Below are 16,998 nucleotides of genomic sequence, written 5' to 3' on the forward strand. Positions count from 1 at the left end.
TTCTGCTTTTGTTATTGAAAAACACAATTGAAATCCAATCATTATTTTTTTGTGGTAGTCGTAGTTTTTGTAGTCGTTGTGGTGGTCTTGGTGGTAGTTTTTGGTTTAGCCACAACCGGCATTTTATGCACGTAAGCTTTGTACAATCCCTCTTTTTCGGCTCTCTTTCTGGCATTATTGGCTCTTTCTTGCGAATCTGGGTGCGAACTCATCATGCGAGTCAAAAAATCACTTTGGGTTCCCCCACTCAATTTTGCCAAAATTGTAAAAGCAGATTCAACGGCATTCACGTCATAACCGTTTTTCTTCATGAAATCGTAGGCAAAGGTATCCGCTTGCGATTCTTGTTTTCGGCTGTGTTTGCAATCTATCATGGCACTGCCTATTTTTCCCAATTGACTGTCGGTTATCACTGCAACCTTGCCTGATTGTGAAGCGGCACCATCAATCAAGGCTTCTTTTTGATAAGCCGCTTTGATGGCATCCCTGGAATCGTGATTGACAACATGGCCAATTTCATGACCAATAACCACCAACAATTCATTGTCGTCCATTACATCCATCAAACCAGTGTAAACACGTACACTCCCATCGGCGGTGGCGAAAGCATTTACTTCTTTGAGAACATAAACTTTATAGTTTAAAGCCAATCCATAAGCGTTGGTGTATTTCCCAAAAATCTTGTTTAACCGAATGGTATATGGATCCGTTGGACCTGCAATGACGTGTTCAGCATCCATTTTAACAACGGCTTCTTTTGATAATTGGGCAGCCTGTGCATCGCTAAAAGTAAATCCAGTTATCCCTTTTTGAACAGCCCCCAAGGCTTTTTCATCAAATTTAATTTGCGCATTGGCATTTGAAAAACCCAAAAAAGCAATTAACACAACTAAAAATATCGATTCTCTTTTCATCTTTTTTAAGTATTGGTTCAGCATAACAAATATAATATTAAGTTTTGATTTTCTAAAAAAGTTTTCCTGCATTCCACAATAAATTTAAGACAAGGTTAACCTTCAAACTTATTTTACTTTCCAAAATCAATATTTTTAAGTGTTAAAAAAACGTTAAACAAAAATTAAACAACTGTTTAAATTAAACAGTTGTTTAATTTTGCGCTCTTAAAATCAGAACACAATGGAAAACGATTTAAACGACAAACAAATCCAAATTTTAAAAATAGCCGAAACGCTATTTGCCGAAAAAGGATTTGACGGCACTTCGATTCGGGATATTTCAAAAGAAGCCAAGATTAACGTCGCCATGGTTTCCTATTATTTTGGCAGCAAAGAAAAGTTGCTGGAAGCCTTGGTATTATTCAAAACTTCTGGACTCAAAGAACAACTGGTCAATTTGATAGAAGAAAACCTCGAACCTATTGAAAAAATAAACAAGCTGATAGAACTTTACATCAATCGACTCAATTGCAACAGGGGAATTTACCGAATACTGCATTTTGAATTGGCATCAAAAAAGAAAGTGTTGGAATTGGAGTCCTTTACAGACATAAAAAAGTCAAACTTAAAATCATTGGAACTCATTATTCAAGAAGGTCAAGCCAAGGGTGTTTTTAGAAAAGACGTGATAATTCCGCTGCTAACTCCAACCATTCTGGGAACCTATTTTCATTTCCAGATGAACAAACCTTTTTTTGAAGAAATATTAGACTTGAAAACGGAAGAAGCATACAACAATTACATCAAAACAGATTTGACAAAACACATTCAACAAACCATTAAAGCCCTATTGATATATGAAAATTAGTCATTTAATGCTCTTGGGAGGGTTCTTCATTGGAATTTCATCCATCAATGCCCAAGACAAGACCAATTTAAAGCTGGAAGAGGCCATACAATTGGCTTGGACAAAAAGTAATGAAATTTCATTGGCCAACACCAAAGTCGAAACCAAGAAACAAGAATTACAATCGGCCAAGAACACCCAATATCCAGATTTAAAACTTACCGGACAAGCGTTGCAATTAACGGAACCAACCGTACACCTGGAAGTTGATGCAGGATCGGGATCATTTCCCGTGCCGGACAGAATGTTTATTGGTCAAGCCAGCTTGAAACTGCCTATTTATGCAGGAATGAAAATTCAAAACGGCATAAAACTTCAGGATAATTTGTTTCAAGCCGAAAATGCAATGGCATACAAAACCAAAGAAGATGTGGCCATGAGAGTCATAAACTATTATGCCAATTTACACAAAGCGCAAAGAACCATCGAGTTATTGAAGGAAAATCAAAAAAGCGCCCAACAACGTGTCAATGATTTTGTCGCCTTGGAAAAAAACGGAATCATTCCACGAAATGATTTATTGAAGGCACAACTCCAGGTTTCCAAAATTCAGTTGTCGCTTGATGAAGCTTTGCACAATGAAAAAATAATCAATTACTATTTGGTTACGTTGTTGAAATTACCGGCTGAAACAAGACTGGCAGTAACCGAAAGTGATTTGATCAACTTTCCAAAAAATGCCATTCCAACGGACGAACAACCGGCTTTTCAAAACCGTAAAGATTTGGAAGCACTGCAATTTCAGGAAAAAGCTACCCAAAACAACATCAAGATAGCCAAGGGAGATTATTATCCCAACGTTGCTTTGACTGGAGGATATACAGCCCTGAACCTCAACAATGTCGTGACATTGGAAAACGCCATGTTTGTAGGTGTAGGTCTATCTTATGACATCAGCGGTATTCTAAAAAATGGCACCCAGGTAAAAATTGCCGAAAGCAAAGCGCTTGAGATAAAAAACACCGAAGAACTTTTAAAAGACAACATCAGGGTTCAAGTACAACAGTCTATCACCAATTATGATTTGGCCATAAAACAAAATGTTGTTTACAATCAAGCTGTTGAACAAGCCACTGAAAACTACCGAATCGTAAAAGACAAATACGAAAACGGACTTTCGGACACCAATGATTTACTGGAAGCCGACGTGGAGCAACTGAAATCAAAAATAGCCGAAACCATTGCCAAAGTGGATGTCATTCAAAAATACTACGAATTACTTTCGGCTACCGGACAATTATCACAAACCTTCAACCTTTCAAAAATATAACCATACCCTATCATGGAAAAGAAAAAAACAAACAAAAAATTCATTATAATCCTTTCGGTTTTAATCCTGGTTGGAGGAACTTACGGAATCACGAAATACCTTCATTCTCAAGCACACGAAGAAACGGATGATGCCCAAATAGAGAAAAACATGAACCCAATTATCCCAAGAGTTTCGGGGTATATCAGCAAAGTGTATGTAAAAGACAATGATTATGTAAAAAAAGGAGATACTTTGTTTACCATTGACAAAAGAGATTACCAATTAAAAATTGAAGAAGCCAATGCTGCATTTATAGCTGCAGAAGGTGGATTTGAAGTAGCCAAAGAAGATATTGGAAGCGCTTTGGCAAGTATTGCCGTTTCGGATGCCAATGTACAATCGGCTGGTGGAAATATCGAAACTGCAAAAATTAGATTGGGAAGAGCAAACAGCGATTATGTGCGTTATGAAAACTTATACAAAAATCACTCCATCACGAAACAACAATACGAACAAGCATTAGCCACAAAACAGGAAGCGGAAAGCCAAGTTCGTATTTTGCAACAACAACAAAAAGCGAGTGCTTACCAAAAAACGGTAATTGAAGCAAAATCAAGAGTTAGCGACAAACAAACTGAAGTGGCCGCCGCCAATATCAAAAAAGCAAAAGCATTGTTGGAAGTGGCTGAATTGAACTTGAGTTACACTGTAGTGACTGCTGCCATTGACGGCCAAGTTTCAAAAATTGACATTCAACCGGGACAATTGGTTCAACAAGGACAATCTTTATTTTACATCATCAACAACAATGAAGCTTGGGTTGTGGCTAATTTTAAAGAAACACAATTGAACAAAATGATTATTGGTCAAAAAGTAACGGTAAGTGTGGATGCTTATCCTGATTATGATTTTGAAGGAACGCTTACCTCGTTCTCGCCAGCAACCGGATCTCGTTTTTCATTGCTTCCGCCAGATAACGCAACAGGAAACTTTGTAAAAACCATCCAAAGATTACCGGTAAAAATAAGCTTGAAACCTTCAAACGATCCTGAAAAAATAAAATTGCTTCGCCCAGGCATGAACGCTGATGTTGATGTTCATTTGAAATAATCGGTTGAGCAAAATTTAAACCATTACACTTTAAAAATCTAAAATGGTACAAAACGGAGATGACGATTTAGTAGAATACGGCATAAACAGGGTCATTATCACGATAACCTGTATAATGTGTGCTTTACTGGAAATCGTGGATACCACGATTGTAAACGTAGCCCTAAATAATATGAGAGGTAGCCTAGGTGCTACCCTAACCGATGTCGCTTGGGTGATTACAGCGTATGCAATTGCAAACGTAATTGTAATCCCAATGACAAGTTGGTTGTCGCAACAATTTGGTCGCCGTAATTACTTTGCGACCTCGATTGTCGTTTTTACGGTAGCTTCGTTTTTATGCGGAAATGCCACCAATATTTGGGAACTTGTTGCCTTTCGGTTCATACAGGGTTTGGGAGGTGGAGCCTTATTGGTAACCGCGCAAACCATTATCACCGAGAGTTATCCCATGGCCAAAAGAGGAATGGCACAAGCGATTTACGGAATGGGAGTTATTGTTGGGCCAACGTTGGGACCGCCTTTGGGTGGTTATATTGTTGACCATTTTTCATGGCCTTTCATTTTTTACATCAACATTCCGATAGGTATTATCGCCACTTTACTAACCATTGGTTATGTAAAAAGTCCAAAATATGGGGACAAACTAAAAGCAAACCAGGTCGATTGGTGGGGAATTGTACTCTTGACCACTTTCATCGGTTCACTGCAATTTGTATTGGAACACGGCCAACAGGACGATTGGTTCAATGACAACATGATCGTGACCTTAAGCGTAGTTTCCTTCTTTGGTTTAATCCTGTTTATATGGCGTGAGCTCGTTTATAAACATCCAATCGTAAATTTGAAAGTCTTGAAAGACACCAATCTTCGAATCGGAACCGTTATGTCATTCATTATGGGATTCGGACTGTTTGGATCGACCTTCATCATTCCGATATACACCCAGTCCGTATTGGGATGGACGGCAACTGATGCGGGATTGTTGCTGATTCCAAGTTCCATAACAACGGGTATCATGATGCCATTTATTGGTAAAATGATTCAGCGTGGCGTTCCCCAAGTCTATATGGCAGCGGGAGGATTCCTTGTGTTCTTCATTTTTACCTTTTTGATGCACGGAATAATGACACCGGACACGGGCGTTGAGCACATGTTTTGGCCGTTAATCCTTAGAGGTGTTGGTTTGGGCTTATTGTTTGTGCCAATTACCACTTTATCATTGTCCACCCTAAAAGGGAAACATATTGGTGAAGGGGCAGCTTTTACGGGAATGATGCGACAATTGGGAGGTTCTTTCGGTATTGCCATCATTACCACTTACCTCACCAGGCTCAATCAGGAACACCGCGTGAATTTGATATCCTATCTTGACCAAAGTTCTTATAAAGTACAACAAACCGTGCATCAACTGCAGATGGGCTTTATGGCTAAAGGATACAGTTACAATGAAGCCTTGTCCAAAGCCTATAAAATAATAGAATCAAAAGTGATGCTGCAAAGTTCCGTATTGTCCTATATGGACATTTTCATGTATCTCGGAATCTTGTTCCTGCTGTGCATTCCTTTTATTCTGATGGTCAAAAAAGGAAAAAACAAAATTGATCCTGCTGATGCCATGCATTAGAAAATTGTAATTTGTAATGAGAAAAATGCCGAGAATTGTACCCTCGGCATTTTTTATTTTACCCAGTCCTAAATACAACTCTCACAACTAATAAATAACCAATAACTCACAATTTATGAGTAACTTTGTTAGAGCCGTTTTAGTTGACCATCAGAATGGTTATCCCCGCCTAGATCAATATTTACCACATTGACGGGCAATTGGATTGTTTAGAACCCCAAGAAGAATAAAAATTTTGTAGAAACATTTAAAAACGCAACATTATGAAGAAATTTTTATTAATCGGAGCAGGAGTTATAGCCTTGTTGCATTCTTGCGCCTCCAATCCTATCACAGGAAAGAAAGAACTTAATTTTGTATCCAACAGTGAATTATTTCCAACTTCATTCCAACAATACGGTACTTTTCTGAAAGAAAACAAAGTTATTTCAGGAACGCCGGAGGCCAAAAAAGTAGAAGAAGTAGGATTAAAGATCAAAGCCGCTGCCGAAAAATATGCTGCCTATCTCGGAAAACCCGAATATTTAAAAGGTTACCAATGGGAATATAAATTAGTTGATAACAAAGATGTAAACGCTTGGTGTATGCCGGGAGGGAAAATCGTTGTTTACTCCGGAATTTTACCTGTAACCAAAGACGATAACGGTTTGGCGACAGTTTTGGGACATGAGGTTTCTCACGCTTTGGCAAATCATGGGGCACAGAGAATGAGTGCCTCCCAATTACAGGGAATAGGTGCTGCGGGATTAGCTGTCGCCACAGGAGGACAAAGTGCCGAGAATCAGCAAATGTGGCAACAAGTATACGGTATAGGCTCTCAAGTTGGAGGAATGCTCCCATTTAGCCGAAGCCATGAAAGCGAAGCCGACAAAATAGGACTTATTTTAATGGCCATTGCGGGTTATAATCCGGAGGAGTCTATTGTTTTCTGGCAAAGAATGTCCGCACAATCCGGAGGTGGAGCTCCCTCCGAATTCTTAAGCACCCACCCATCCGATGCCACGAGAATTGCAAACCTAAAAATATTAATTCCGGAAGCAAAAGCAATAGCGGCCAAAGTCAATGCAGTCAAATAATCAATAGGCGGGTTGCAGAAAGCAGATGGCAGAAGCAGTCTGCAGATTTCAGATAACAAAACTAAGACAAGTTTAAAAGCTCCGAATTTCACTATTCAAAGTGAGATTCGGAGCTTTTTTATGCTTTCTACTCTAATTATCTGCCAACTGAAATCTATCTCGTAAAAACCAAGTTATTCCCTTTCGACAAATTAGCATCAAACTGGTAGCCTTCATAGTTAAAGCCTTTCAAATCTTCGATGGTTTGTGCATTCGTGTCAATGATGTAACGCACCATCATGCCTCTCGCCTTCTTGGCAAAAAAACTGATGATTTTTAGTTTTCCATCTTTGTAATCCTTGAATTCCGGCGTGATTACGGGAACTTTCAAGGCTTTTACATCCACTGCCGAGAAATATTCATTGCTGGCCAAATTGACGAACAATTCCCCTTTGTGAAGTTCCTTGTTCAAAGCTTTGGCAATAATGGGCTTCCAAAATTCGTACAAGTTTTTGCTTTCGCCAATGGGCAATTTGGTTCCCATTTCCAAACGATACGCCTGAATTAAATCCAAAGGTTTCAAGAGCCCGTACAAACCCGACAATATTCGCAAACGGTCTTGCAAATCGTCCAGTTTTTCTATTGGAATTGAATAGGCATCCAAACCCGTGTAAACATCGCCATCGAAAGTAAAAACGGCTGGACGTGCATTTTCTTTGGTGAAAGGCGTTTTCCAATCTTGGTTGCGTTGCCAATTCAAATCAGCCAGTTTATCCGAAATATCCATTAATTCCGAAAGATTTTTGGGAGATTTTTGCTTCAACACTTTGTGAACTTGGCGAGATTCTTTCAGGAACTTCCCTTCCGAATATTTGGCGATGGGCAATGCTTTCTCGAAGTTTAGCGATTTGGCTGGCGATATGACAATTTTCATTTTTTTAATTTGTTTTAAAACGATTTCAAAAGTACAAATTGAAAATCCGAAAACGAAAATTGGCGGATATTTTTTTCATCCACGGATTCAAACGGATAAAAAGGATTCACACAGATTGAAAATCCGTTTTTATCCGCCAAAATCCGCATTTGTCATCTCGAGCAAAGACGAGAGGCGCGTGCCATTTTTATTGTTTTTTTTACCACAAATTTCACAAATAGGCACAAATTATTTTTTAGTTTTACAAAAGATAATACCAGCCTTCATACATACTTTTTACAATGAACAACAATCCCCATTGGAATATCATTTTATCCGATTTTGTCAATAAAAATCAATTCATCAAAACGGTACTTTCCGGAAACAGCATTGGCGAATTGGCCGTGTACAATAACTTGAAAGGCATTCTTTTTTCGGATAGCACCATCCAACAATTCATCGAAAAAGAAGAGCAATACGACATTTGCGAAGCCGCTCCCAAAGAATTGAACAGAAAATTACGCACGTTCTCGGCGGGCGAACAAAAAAAGGAATTCCTGAAATATTGCCTGAACCAAAATCCAGATTACATCATTTTGGACAATCCTTTCGACCATTTGGATCAAGCTTCAAGAAAAACATTGATCAATACTTTGAAAGAATTATCAAAATCGTTGGGCTTCATACAATTGGTCAACCGCACGGAAGATTTGCTTTCTTTCATTGAAAACAAGGCGCAGATAACCGACGATTCTTTTGTCGTGAAACCCGTCGACACTCCAACAAGCAAAGTTCGAAAAATGAAAACCACGTTCATTCCAAAACCTTTGCATTCGTATGAGAACAAAGATTCCATCCTTGTCAAAATGGACAGCGTTTCGGTAAGTTACAACGAAAAACCCATTATAGACTCCATTTTTTGGACGATTAAACAAGGTGAATTTTGGCAACTTGTTGGCCCCAACGGTTCAGGAAAAAGCACCATTTTATCAATGATTACGGGAGAAAACCCAAAAGGTTTTGGACAGGAATTATTTCTTTTTGGAAGAAAAAAAGGAAGCGGCGAAAGCGTTTGGGACATCAAGAAAAACATCGGGATTTTCTCGACTTCGATGACGCACTTATTCAAAAGAAACCAGACTTTGGAGCAAATGGTGCTCTCGGGATTTTTCGATTCCATTGGATTGTATATCCAACCGACCATTTTACAACAACAAATCGCGGCACAATGGCTGGAAGTCATTGCGATGGGTCATTTAAAAAACAAGTCGTTCCAAAACCTGTCTTTGGGTCAACAAAGAGTCATTTTGATTGTTCGTGCCGTTTTGAAACATCCGCCTTTAATCATTTTGGACGAACCTCTCGAAGGTCTCGACGACCACAATTCCGCCATGGTCATCGACCTCATCAATATCTTGATTCAAGAAACCAACATGACAATTATTTATGTTTCGCATCGAGTAGAACCTGCGCTGAAACCCACTTCTATTTTTGAATTAATTCCAAAGAAAACGGGGTCTATTGGCAAAATAAACCACGTGACAAATCCCGTTCAATAAATCGAATTTCTTAATTTTGAAACATGAAGACAACACCCCTGCCAGAAGCCAAAGGATACAATAATTACGGCGCACACTTGCGTGAAAAATACAACGGACAACGGGTTTATAAAGTCATTGTGGACGGTGGATTTTCTTGTCCCAACCGCGACGGAAGCAAGGGCTACGGTGGTTGCACCTATTGCAATGTCGATTCGTTCACGCCCGAACTTTCCAGGAAATCGCCAACCATTTCAACGCAATTAAAAGATGGAATGGAACGCGCCAAAAACCAGTACAAAGCCGATAAATTCATTGTCTATTTCCAGCCGAATTCCAATACCTATGCGCCTGTTTCTCTTTTGAAAACGATGTACGACGAGGCTTTGTCCATCAATACCGAGGATGTCGTGGGCTTTTCCGTGGGCACGAGACCTGATTGCATCGATGCCGAAAAAGTGGCCTTGCTGGAAAGTTATTGCGACCGATTCGACGTGGATTTGGAAATGGGAATGGAATCGATTTATGACGAAACCTTGGAGCAAATCAACCGAGGTTGCAGCCACGCCGAATTTGTTGCCGCAGTGGAATTGTTGAAAGACAGCAAAATTGATTTGTGCGTGCACACCATTTTTGGCTTCCCTTGGGAAACCCGCGAAATGATGTTGAATTACATTCACGAAATAAACCGTTTTCCGCAAATTAAATTCGTAAAATTCCACCATTTACACATCGTCGAAGGCTCGATTATGGGCGTCAAATACAAGAGAGAACCTTTCAAGCTCTTCAGTTTGGAAGAATACACCGATTTGCTTTGCGAATTGATTCCGCTCTTGCGTCCCGATATAGTCATCTAGCGCTTGTTTGGAATTTCCGATTGGGATTTGCTGATTGCCCCCAATTGGGGCTTGAAAAAAACCCAGATTCAAACCTATATCGAGAACGAAATTGAACGCAGGGAAATTGTGCAGGGTTCACTTTATATCGCCAAATAACAATCCAGAAATCCCTTGCCAACACGATAGTTTCACACGTGACAATAACTTCACAATCAAAAAAAACTATTTTTATGAATAGAAAATTATTTATATACATAGCCACGAGTTTAGACGGTTACATTGCCAAACCCAATAACAACCTCGATTTTCTTTCCATTGTAGAACAAAAAGGAGAAGACTACGGATATGCAGACTTTATAAAAACAATAGATACCATAATTCTTGGACGCAAAACTTACGACAAGGTAAGTACAATGGCTTTTGATTCTCCGTATGGAAAAAAAGACACCTATATTATTACCCGGACACCAAGACCTGATATTGGTTCAATAAAATTCTATACCGATGATTTCATTGAATTGGTTACCAAACTTAAATCCGAAGAAGGCAAAAAGAACATATATTGTGATGGCGGTTCAGAAATTATAAATGAACTTTTGAAACATGACCTAATTGACGAATTTATCATTTCAATTATTCCTGTTTTTGTAGGGAACGGTACAAAACTTTTCAAAGACGGAAGACCAGAACAAAGATTAAAACTTATTTCCACCAAACAATTTGAAAAAGGATTAGTTCAACTCCACTACCAACGTATTGATAAATAAATAGATAAACACTATTTAAAACATACTTTACGTTATTAACTTTACTCAATAAATTAAAAACTAAAGTTATGGCAAAATCACATATTTATCCAGGAGCCAACTCGCTTAATGCTTACATCAACATTAAAGGCTGTAGCGAGGCAATTGAATTTTACAAAAAAGCATTTGGGGCAATCGAAAAACTTCGTTTGCTAATGCCCGATGGTAAAATAGCCCACGCAGAACTAGACATCGAAGGTTCACTAATAATGATGGCAGAAGAAAACCCGGATTGGGGAACCAAAAGTCCTGAAACATTAGGCGGAAATCCACTAACAATTGGTTTATACGTACCCAATGTGGACAAATCATTTCAAAGAGCAATCGACGCAGGAGCAAAAGAATATATGCCTCTAAAAGACGAATTTTACGGCGACAGAGTTGGACAAGTCATTGATCCCTTTGGTTATAGATGGATGATTGCAACACACAAAGAAGATGTCCCGCAGGAAGAGATGCAAACCCGAATGGACAAAATGTTTGCTGGAGAATAATACCAAAACAAATTAAAAATCAAAAGCCAACAAAAGTTTCTAAATTTAGAAACTTTTGTTACCTTTGTATAAAATTATACGTTTGAAATATTTCGAAACCCAATTTTTAGAAGAAGCCGAAAAATTTATAGCAAAACTCGACAGGAAAACCATTTCCAAGGTTTTCTATAATATTGATATTGCCGAACAAACCAACGACCCCAAATTATTCAAAAAATTACAAAATGATATTTGGGAATTTAGAACAAAATTTGGCGGACTTCAAATTAGACTGTTGGCATTTTGGGACAAAACAGACGATAAAAACACATTAGTTTTTGCAACTCACGGATTCGTAAAAAAAGTAGACAAAGTTCCTTCAAACGAGATAGAAAGAGCAAGCAAAATAAGAGCTAAATATTTTGAAAACAAACCTAAAAAATGATGCTATGGCAACTACAGAAATAAAATCAACTTCACTTTCAGAAATGAAAGACAAATATATCGGAACCATTGGAACTGAAGAAAGAGAAAAATATGAATATGAACTTCGTATGGATGTTTTGGGTCGAATGATTAAAAAAGCCAGACAAGAGCGAAATCTAACTCAAGAGCAATTAGGCGAACTTGTAGGCGTAAAAAAAGCACAAATTTCCAAACTAGAAAGCAGTACCAATAGTGCAACAATTGACACTATCTTAAAAGTTTTTAAAGCATTAAAAGCTGATATAAATTTTAACGTAACAATCGAAAAACAGAATTTACAATTAACATAAAAAACTATATTAACTTTTCTTTCCATAAAAATACCCCCAAATAGTGTCTAACTTTTTGGGGGCAGTCTATTCCGATAGGGCTTTTCCTTTCTATCATAAACAAATAAAAAAATCCGTTTTTATCCGTCAAAATCAGTGTCATTAGCGTACCAATTCTTTACTCCTCTTCCTCCGTAGCGTGTGTTTTAGAATAGCCTCTCCATTTTTCGATGCAATCCTGAAAATCCTGTGGCAATTCGGTATCAAAACGCATATATTCTCCCGTATTAGGATGAACAAAACCAAGCGTTTTGGCATGCAAAGCTTGACGTGGCAAAGCCTTGAAACAGTTTTCTATAAATTGTTTGTATTTGGTAAACGTGGTGCCTTTCAAAATTAAATGACCACCATAACGCTCGTCATTAAAAAGAGGATGACCAATGTGTTTCATGTGTACCCGAATCTGGTGCGTTCTTCCCGTTTCCAGAATACAGGAAACCAAAGTCACATAACCAAAACGTTCCAATACTTTGTAATGGGTCACGGCAGGTTTTCCAATTTCCGGATCGGCAAAAACCGCCATTTGCATACGGTCTTTTACGTGACGGGCAATGTTTCCTTCAATCGTTCCTTCATCTTCCACAACATTTCCCCAAACAAGCGCAATATACTCTCTTTCGGTAGTTTTGGCTTCAAATTGCTTGGCAAGATGCGTCATGGCCGCTTCCGTTTTGGCAATAACCAAAAGTCCAGAAGTATCTTTATCAATTCGATGAACCAATCCCGGACGTTCGCTGCTGTTCATTGGCAAATTCTCGAAATGATGTGCCAAGGCATTCACCAAGGTTCCCGTATAATTTCCGTGACCCGGATGAACCACAAAATCGGGTGGTTTGTTGACAAGCAAAAGGGCATCGTCTTCATAGACAATATCCAACGGAATATCTTCAGGATCCACCCTATTTTCGAATGGCGGATGCGACAACATAATACGTATCACGTCCAAGGGTTTTACCTTGTAATTCGATTTTACGGGAATATCATTCACATAAATATCGCCGGCAGTAGCTGCATTCTGGATTTTGTTTCGAGTTGCATTCGGAATCATGTTCATCAAATATTTGTCGATTCTCAAAAGCAATTGTCCTTTGGGAACGTCAAATCGATAATGTTCGAATAATTCGTCTTCTAAATCCTCCGTGGTATCAATATTATTGTTCATTTTCAGGTGTTACAACTGTTGGCGTGGCCGTAGTGTCCACTTCTTCCACATAACTTTCTTTTCCGTCGCCCAACACCAAATCAATTTTGGAAGCTTTCAAAACGCGATCTCCAGGTTTAACATTTCTACCTTTGCAACGCATTTCCAAAACCATGTCTTTTCCAAGATTCGGGATATACGTGATCGTGCCTTCTTCAAGACCCAAAGCTTTTAATGTTGGCACCGCTTCACGATAGGTTTTGTCAATCAAATCTGGAATTCGCACAGACGAAAACCCGGAAGCATTGATTTTTATATATACTTTTCTTCCCTCTTTTACTTTGGCGCCCGGCAATGGATCTTGCTCCACAACGCTATATTTTGGGTAATCGCTGTTGTAGTCCACACTGTCCAAAAGCACATAATCCAAATCCAATTCGTCGAGTTTTTCCTCCACTTGCTCTTCGGTTAATTTGGCCAAATTAGGTACCGTGATTTCGTGACCGTGATCGGTGGTAAAAGTCAACCAATGCATGAACAAATAACTCAAAACGGCAAGAATGACAAGAGCCGCAAATGCTTGTCCAAAAAATACGCGGCTGGTAAGATACTTACGTAAGCTCATAAATTTATTTTTATAAGTCACAAAGATAAAGGTATTTCGTTCCAAAAAAAATTCTAATTTTGTTTGGAAAACGTTTAATCGGTTAATCGATTAAACAATTAACCGATTAAACTCATAAAATGAAAAACATTGCCATCATAATGGGCGGATATTCAAGCGAATACAAAATCTCCTTAATCAGCGGAAACGTAGTCTATCAATTTCTTGACAAAACCAAATACAACGGATTTCGCATCCATATTTTCAAAGAAAAATGGGTCTATGTTGACGACAACGACGCTGAATTTCCAATAGACAAAAATGATTTTTCAACAACGGTAAACGGAACCAAAATCACTTTCGACTGTGTTTTCAACGCCATTCACGGAACACCGGGCGAAGACGGATTGATGCAGGCTTATTTTGAATTAATTGGAATGCCGCAATCTTCCTGCGATTATTACCAAGCCGCATTGACGTTCAACAAACGTGACATGCTTTCGGTTTTGAAACCTTACGGCATCAAAACCGCCACTTCTTACTATTTGAACAAAGGCGAACACATCGACACTGCCGAAATCGTTAAAACCGTGGGCTTGCCTTGTTTCGTAAAACCCAACAAATCGGGCTCCAGTTTTGGAATTTCCAAAGTAAAAACCGAAGCTGAATTGCCAATTGCCATCGAAGTCGCCTATAAAGAAGACAACGAAATCATCATCGAAAGTTTCTTGGACGGAACAGAAGTTTCTGTAGGAGTCATCAATTATCAAGGAGAAATAATCGTTTTGCCCATAACCGAAATTGTTTCTGAAAACGACTTCTTCGATTACGAAGCCAAATACCAAGGAAAATCCCAGGAAATAACACCTGCCAGAATTTCCGAAGAAATGACCCGAAAAGTGAGCGAAGTAGCCAAACGTGCTTATGAAGTCTTGAAAATGAAAGGTTTCTCCAGAAGCGAATTCATCTTTGTAAAAGGAGAACCCCATATGCTCGAAATGAACACCATTCCTGGGTTAACAACCGAAAGTTTAATTCCGCAACAAGCCAAAGCAGCAGGTATTTCATTGGAGGATTTATTCACGAATGCCATAGAATTGGCTTTAGCTTAATCACTCAAATTATGAACAAAAGCAGACTCGAAGCCTTTAGCGATGGCGTACTGGCCATTATTATCACCATAATGGTATTGGAAATAAAAGCACCTGAAGACGATAGTTTTGAATCCTTGCAACACTTGATTCCGGTTTTTCTGAGTTATGTTTTGAGTTTCATTTATGTGGGCATTTATTGGAACAATCATCATCATATGTTTCAGGTAGTTAAGAGAATTAATGGTTCTGTTTTGTGGGGCAATTTGTTTTTGCTTTTTTGGCTGTCGTTGATTCCATTTGCCACCAGTTGGATTGGAGAACATCATTTTTCGGCAGTACCAATGAGCATTTATGGTTTTGTCCTGCTGATGTGTGCTATTGCTTATAACATACTTCAAAACAGAATTATAAAATTAGAAGGAAACGATTCTATTTTACACAAGGCCGTTGAAAATGACCTCAAAGGTAAAATATCAACATTAATTTATATTTCAGCAATCCCATTAGCATTTGTTTCTCCCTGGATTTCCGGATTACTCTATATTGCGGTAGCACTACTTTGGATTGTTCCGGATTCGAGAATTGAAAAACAACTAAATTAAGACGAAAATGAAAAAAGCCATTTTTCCAGGATCATTCGATCCAATTACATTGGGTCACGAAGATATTATCAGAAGAGGAATTCCTTTGTTTGACGAAATTGTAATTGCTATTGGTATTAATGCCGAAAAGAAATATATGTTCTCGCTTGAAGAAAGAAAACAATTTATCGAAGAAACATTTAAAGATGAACCAAAGGTTTCCGTCATTACTTATGAAGGACTAACCATTGATTTATGCAAAAAAATCAATGCCAATTTCATCCTCCGCGGCCTGCGAAATCCAGCCGATTTCGAATTCGAAAAAGCCATCGCCCACACCAATCGAAGAATGTCAAAAATTGAAACGGTGTTTTTGTTGACCGCTGCAAAAACATCCTTTATCAGTTCAAGCATCGTGAGAGATGTTCTCCGCCATAACGGAGAATATCAATTATTGGTTCCTGAAGCGGTTAGAGTTAAAAAATAAATTTGAAAAAAGGCTATTATAGCCTACTTTCGCCGAAAATAACAAAAGAAACAAAATGAGTATAGAAAGAGAATTAATCAAACGCAGTGGTGGAAAATGTGAACTTTCCGGCGTTACTGAAGATTTAAAAGTATATCAAATTCTTCCAACGCGAAAAGGCGGAATTGACGAAAGTATTTTAATCAATGTAACTCTTATAGACCAAATCGAAAATCCTGAAAAAATGGATGTAAACCTTTGGAGATGCCTGAATGATAGTATGTGGAGCGAACATCTTCCTGTTCAAATTGTTTCTTGGAGAATGTTGAGCCGTTTGCGCAACCAGGAATTATTGGAGCAAATGTACCTTGACGAAGATGATTTGGCTTGGGCTCAGGCAACTGGTGAAGGCGAAGAAGACGAGAACAAAGTGATTCACCGCGACAGCAATGGTGTTATTCTAGAAACCGGAGATTCCGTGGTTTTAATCAAAGATTTGAAAGTAAAAGGATCGAGTATGGTGGCCAAACAAGGAACTGCCGTTCGCAACATCAGACTAGACCACGAAAATGCCGAATATATTGAAGGAAGAGTTGATGGTCAAACCATAGTGATTATCACGCAATACGTAAAGAAAATTTAGTTAGCAGTTAGCAGTTAGCAGTTAGCAGTTAGCAGTTAGCAGTTAGCAAAAAAACGAAAACGTCTTGATTTCTCGAGACGTTTTCGTTTTTTTATATAGCTGTTTAACATTCTTAATCTGAAATCTGAAATCTGAAATCTGAAATCTGAAATCTGAAATCTGAAATCTGAAATCTGAAATCTGAAATCTGAAATCTGAAATCTGAAATCTGAAATCTGAAATCTGAAATCTGAAATCT

Annotated in this window: 19 protein-coding genes; 15 read left to right on the forward strand and 4 right to left on the reverse strand. The window is 38.4% G+C overall.

Annotation, left to right across the window (positions count from 1 at the left end):
• Window positions 1–41: 41 nt before the first annotated feature.
• Window positions 42–914, reverse strand: a complete 873-nt coding sequence (locus tag BUC16_RS16465) for a M48 family metalloprotease (protein ID WP_073371934.1) — start codon at window positions 912–914, stop codon at window positions 42–44.
• A gap of 223 nt (window positions 915–1,137) precedes the next feature.
• Between BUC16_RS16465 and BUC16_RS16470 the strand changes: the two genes are divergently transcribed.
• The 5 genes from BUC16_RS16470 (at window position 1,138) to BUC16_RS16490 (ending at window position 6,868) form a co-directional block, all read left to right on the forward strand.
• On the forward strand, window positions 1,138–1,764 hold the full coding sequence (locus BUC16_RS16470; protein ID WP_073371912.1) for a TetR/AcrR family transcriptional regulator: 627 nt from the start codon (window positions 1,138–1,140) through the stop codon (window positions 1,762–1,764).
• Complete coding sequence (locus BUC16_RS16475; RefSeq protein ID WP_073371913.1) at window positions 1,754–3,073, forward strand: TolC family protein; 1,320 nt, start codon at window positions 1,754–1,756, stop codon at window positions 3,071–3,073. The genes BUC16_RS16470 and BUC16_RS16475 overlap by 11 nt, the downstream gene beginning before the upstream one ends.
• A 12-nt stretch (window positions 3,074–3,085) precedes the next feature.
• Window positions 3,086–4,165: an HlyD family secretion protein gene (locus BUC16_RS16480; protein ID WP_073371914.1), complete on the forward strand. Its 1,080-nt coding sequence runs from the start codon at window positions 3,086–3,088 to the stop codon at window positions 4,163–4,165.
• A gap of 43 nt (window positions 4,166–4,208) precedes the next feature.
• Complete coding sequence (locus BUC16_RS16485; RefSeq protein WP_073371915.1) at window positions 4,209–5,792, forward strand: MDR family MFS transporter; 1,584 nt, start codon at window positions 4,209–4,211, stop codon at window positions 5,790–5,792.
• A gap of 263 nt (window positions 5,793–6,055) precedes the next feature.
• Window positions 6,056–6,868 carry a M48 family metallopeptidase gene (locus BUC16_RS16490; protein ID WP_073371916.1) on the forward strand — a complete coding sequence of 271 codons (813 nt, stop codon included), beginning with the start codon at window positions 6,056–6,058 and terminating at the stop codon, window positions 6,866–6,868.
• Window positions 6,869–7,022: 154 nt separating this feature from the next.
• Here the strand turns inward: BUC16_RS16490 and yaaA are convergent, their stop codons facing one another.
• Window positions 7,023–7,781, reverse strand: a complete 759-nt coding sequence (gene yaaA, locus BUC16_RS16495; protein ID WP_073371917.1) for a peroxide stress protein YaaA — start codon at window positions 7,779–7,781, stop codon at window positions 7,023–7,025.
• 281 nt (window positions 7,782–8,062) lie between these two features.
• On the opposite strand from yaaA, the gene BUC16_RS16505 reads away from it, so the two are divergent.
• The 6 genes from BUC16_RS16505 to BUC16_RS16530 all read left to right on the forward strand — a co-directional run bounded on the left by BUC16_RS16505 (window position 8,063) and on the right by BUC16_RS16530 (window position 12,192).
• Window positions 8,063–9,319: an ATP-binding cassette domain-containing protein gene (locus tag BUC16_RS16505; RefSeq protein ID WP_073371919.1), complete on the forward strand. Its 1,257-nt coding sequence runs from the start codon at window positions 8,063–8,065 to the stop codon at window positions 9,317–9,319.
• Window positions 9,320–9,342: 23 nt separating this feature from the next.
• A complete protein-coding gene (gene mnmL, locus BUC16_RS16510) occupies window positions 9,343–10,155 on the forward strand; it encodes a tRNA modification radical SAM protein MnmL/YtqA (protein ID WP_211517995.1) in 813 nt (270 codons plus the stop codon).
• Between the two features lie 212 nt (window positions 10,156–10,367).
• The gene (locus BUC16_RS16515; RefSeq protein WP_073371920.1) at window positions 10,368–10,904 is read left to right on the forward strand and encodes a dihydrofolate reductase family protein; all 537 of its coding nucleotides are present in this window, start codon (window positions 10,368–10,370) and stop codon (window positions 10,902–10,904) included.
• Window positions 10,905–10,972: 68 nt separating this feature from the next.
• Entirely contained in the window at window positions 10,973–11,437 is a 465-nt protein-coding gene (locus BUC16_RS16520; protein ID WP_073371921.1) for a VOC family protein, read from the forward strand.
• 82 nt (window positions 11,438–11,519) lie between these two features.
• A complete protein-coding gene (locus BUC16_RS16525) occupies window positions 11,520–11,861 on the forward strand; it encodes a type II toxin-antitoxin system RelE/ParE family toxin (protein WP_073371922.1) in 342 nt (113 codons plus the stop codon).
• A 4-nt stretch (window positions 11,862–11,865) separates the two neighbouring features.
• Window positions 11,866–12,192: a helix-turn-helix domain-containing protein gene (locus tag BUC16_RS16530; RefSeq protein WP_073371923.1), complete on the forward strand. Its 327-nt coding sequence runs from the start codon at window positions 11,866–11,868 to the stop codon at window positions 12,190–12,192.
• 157 nt (window positions 12,193–12,349) lie between these two features.
• Here the strand turns inward: BUC16_RS16530 and BUC16_RS16535 are convergent, their stop codons facing one another.
• Entirely contained in the window at window positions 12,350–13,393 is a 1,044-nt protein-coding gene (locus BUC16_RS16535; protein ID WP_073371924.1) for an RluA family pseudouridine synthase, read from the reverse strand.
• Window positions 13,383–13,997: a PASTA domain-containing protein gene (locus tag BUC16_RS16540; protein WP_073371925.1), complete on the reverse strand. Its 615-nt coding sequence runs from the start codon at window positions 13,995–13,997 to the stop codon at window positions 13,383–13,385. Before BUC16_RS16540 ends, BUC16_RS16535 begins: the two co-directional genes overlap by 11 nt.
• 119 nt (window positions 13,998–14,116) lie before the next feature.
• Between BUC16_RS16540 and BUC16_RS16545 the strand changes: the two genes are divergently transcribed.
• The 4 genes from BUC16_RS16545 to BUC16_RS16560 are packed head-to-tail and all read left to right on the forward strand — an operon-like array spanning window position 14,117 to window position 16,760.
• Window positions 14,117–15,088: a D-alanine--D-alanine ligase gene (locus tag BUC16_RS16545; protein WP_073371926.1), complete on the forward strand. Its 972-nt coding sequence runs from the start codon at window positions 14,117–14,119 to the stop codon at window positions 15,086–15,088.
• 11 nt (window positions 15,089–15,099) lie between these two features.
• Window positions 15,100–15,672: a TMEM175 family protein gene (locus tag BUC16_RS16550; RefSeq protein ID WP_073371927.1), complete on the forward strand. Its 573-nt coding sequence runs from the start codon at window positions 15,100–15,102 to the stop codon at window positions 15,670–15,672.
• A gap of 7 nt (window positions 15,673–15,679) precedes the next feature.
• Window positions 15,680–16,138 (forward strand): pantetheine-phosphate adenylyltransferase, encoded by a 459-nt coding sequence (coaD, locus tag BUC16_RS16555; protein WP_073371928.1) that lies wholly within the window; start codon window positions 15,680–15,682, stop codon window positions 16,136–16,138.
• 55 nt (window positions 16,139–16,193) lie between these two features.
• Entirely contained in the window at window positions 16,194–16,760 is a 567-nt protein-coding gene (locus tag BUC16_RS16560) for a PhnA domain-containing protein (protein ID WP_073371929.1), read from the forward strand.
• The last annotated feature ends 238 nt before the right edge of the window (window positions 16,761–16,998 follow it).

The organism is Flavobacterium fluvii (assembly GCF_900129545.1).
GTDB classification, from domain to species: domain Bacteria; phylum Bacteroidota; class Bacteroidia; order Flavobacteriales; family Flavobacteriaceae; genus Flavobacterium; species Flavobacterium fluvii.

Coding starts and splice junctions, on each gene's coding strand:
- mnmL (WP_211517995.1), top strand. CDS start 9,343: ATGAAGACAACACCCCTGCCAGAAGCCAAAGGATACAATAATTACGGC.
- BUC16_RS16515 (WP_073371920.1), top strand. CDS start 10,368: ATGAATAGAAAATTATTTATATACATAGCCACGAGTTTAGACGGTTAC.
- BUC16_RS16505 (WP_073371919.1), top strand. CDS start 8,063: ATGAACAACAATCCCCATTGGAATATCATTTTATCCGATTTTGTCAAT.
- BUC16_RS16540 (WP_073371925.1), bottom strand. CDS start 13,997: ATGAGCTTACGTAAGTATCTTACCAGCCGCGTATTTTTTGGACAAGCA.
- BUC16_RS16530 (WP_073371923.1), top strand. CDS start 11,866: ATGGCAACTACAGAAATAAAATCAACTTCACTTTCAGAAATGAAAGAC.
- coaD (WP_073371928.1), top strand. CDS start 15,680: ATGAAAAAAGCCATTTTTCCAGGATCATTCGATCCAATTACATTGGGT.
- yaaA (WP_073371917.1), bottom strand. CDS start 7,781: ATGAAAATTGTCATATCGCCAGCCAAATCGCTAAACTTCGAGAAAGCA.
- BUC16_RS16535 (WP_073371924.1), bottom strand. CDS start 13,393: ATGAACAATAATATTGATACCACGGAGGATTTAGAAGACGAATTATTC.
- BUC16_RS16520 (WP_073371921.1), top strand. CDS start 10,973: ATGGCAAAATCACATATTTATCCAGGAGCCAACTCGCTTAATGCTTAC.
- BUC16_RS16470 (WP_073371912.1), top strand. CDS start 1,138: ATGGAAAACGATTTAAACGACAAACAAATCCAAATTTTAAAAATAGCC.
- BUC16_RS16485 (WP_073371915.1), top strand. CDS start 4,209: ATGGTACAAAACGGAGATGACGATTTAGTAGAATACGGCATAAACAGG.
- BUC16_RS16545 (WP_073371926.1), top strand. CDS start 14,117: ATGAAAAACATTGCCATCATAATGGGCGGATATTCAAGCGAATACAAA.
- BUC16_RS16475 (WP_073371913.1), top strand. CDS start 1,754: ATGAAAATTAGTCATTTAATGCTCTTGGGAGGGTTCTTCATTGGAATT.
- BUC16_RS16465 (WP_073371934.1), bottom strand. CDS start 914: ATGAAAAGAGAATCGATATTTTTAGTTGTGTTAATTGCTTTTTTGGGT.
- BUC16_RS16480 (WP_073371914.1), top strand. CDS start 3,086: ATGGAAAAGAAAAAAACAAACAAAAAATTCATTATAATCCTTTCGGTT.
- BUC16_RS16550 (WP_073371927.1), top strand. CDS start 15,100: ATGAACAAAAGCAGACTCGAAGCCTTTAGCGATGGCGTACTGGCCATT.
- BUC16_RS16560 (WP_073371929.1), top strand. CDS start 16,194: ATGAGTATAGAAAGAGAATTAATCAAACGCAGTGGTGGAAAATGTGAA.
- BUC16_RS16490 (WP_073371916.1), top strand. CDS start 6,056: ATGAAGAAATTTTTATTAATCGGAGCAGGAGTTATAGCCTTGTTGCAT.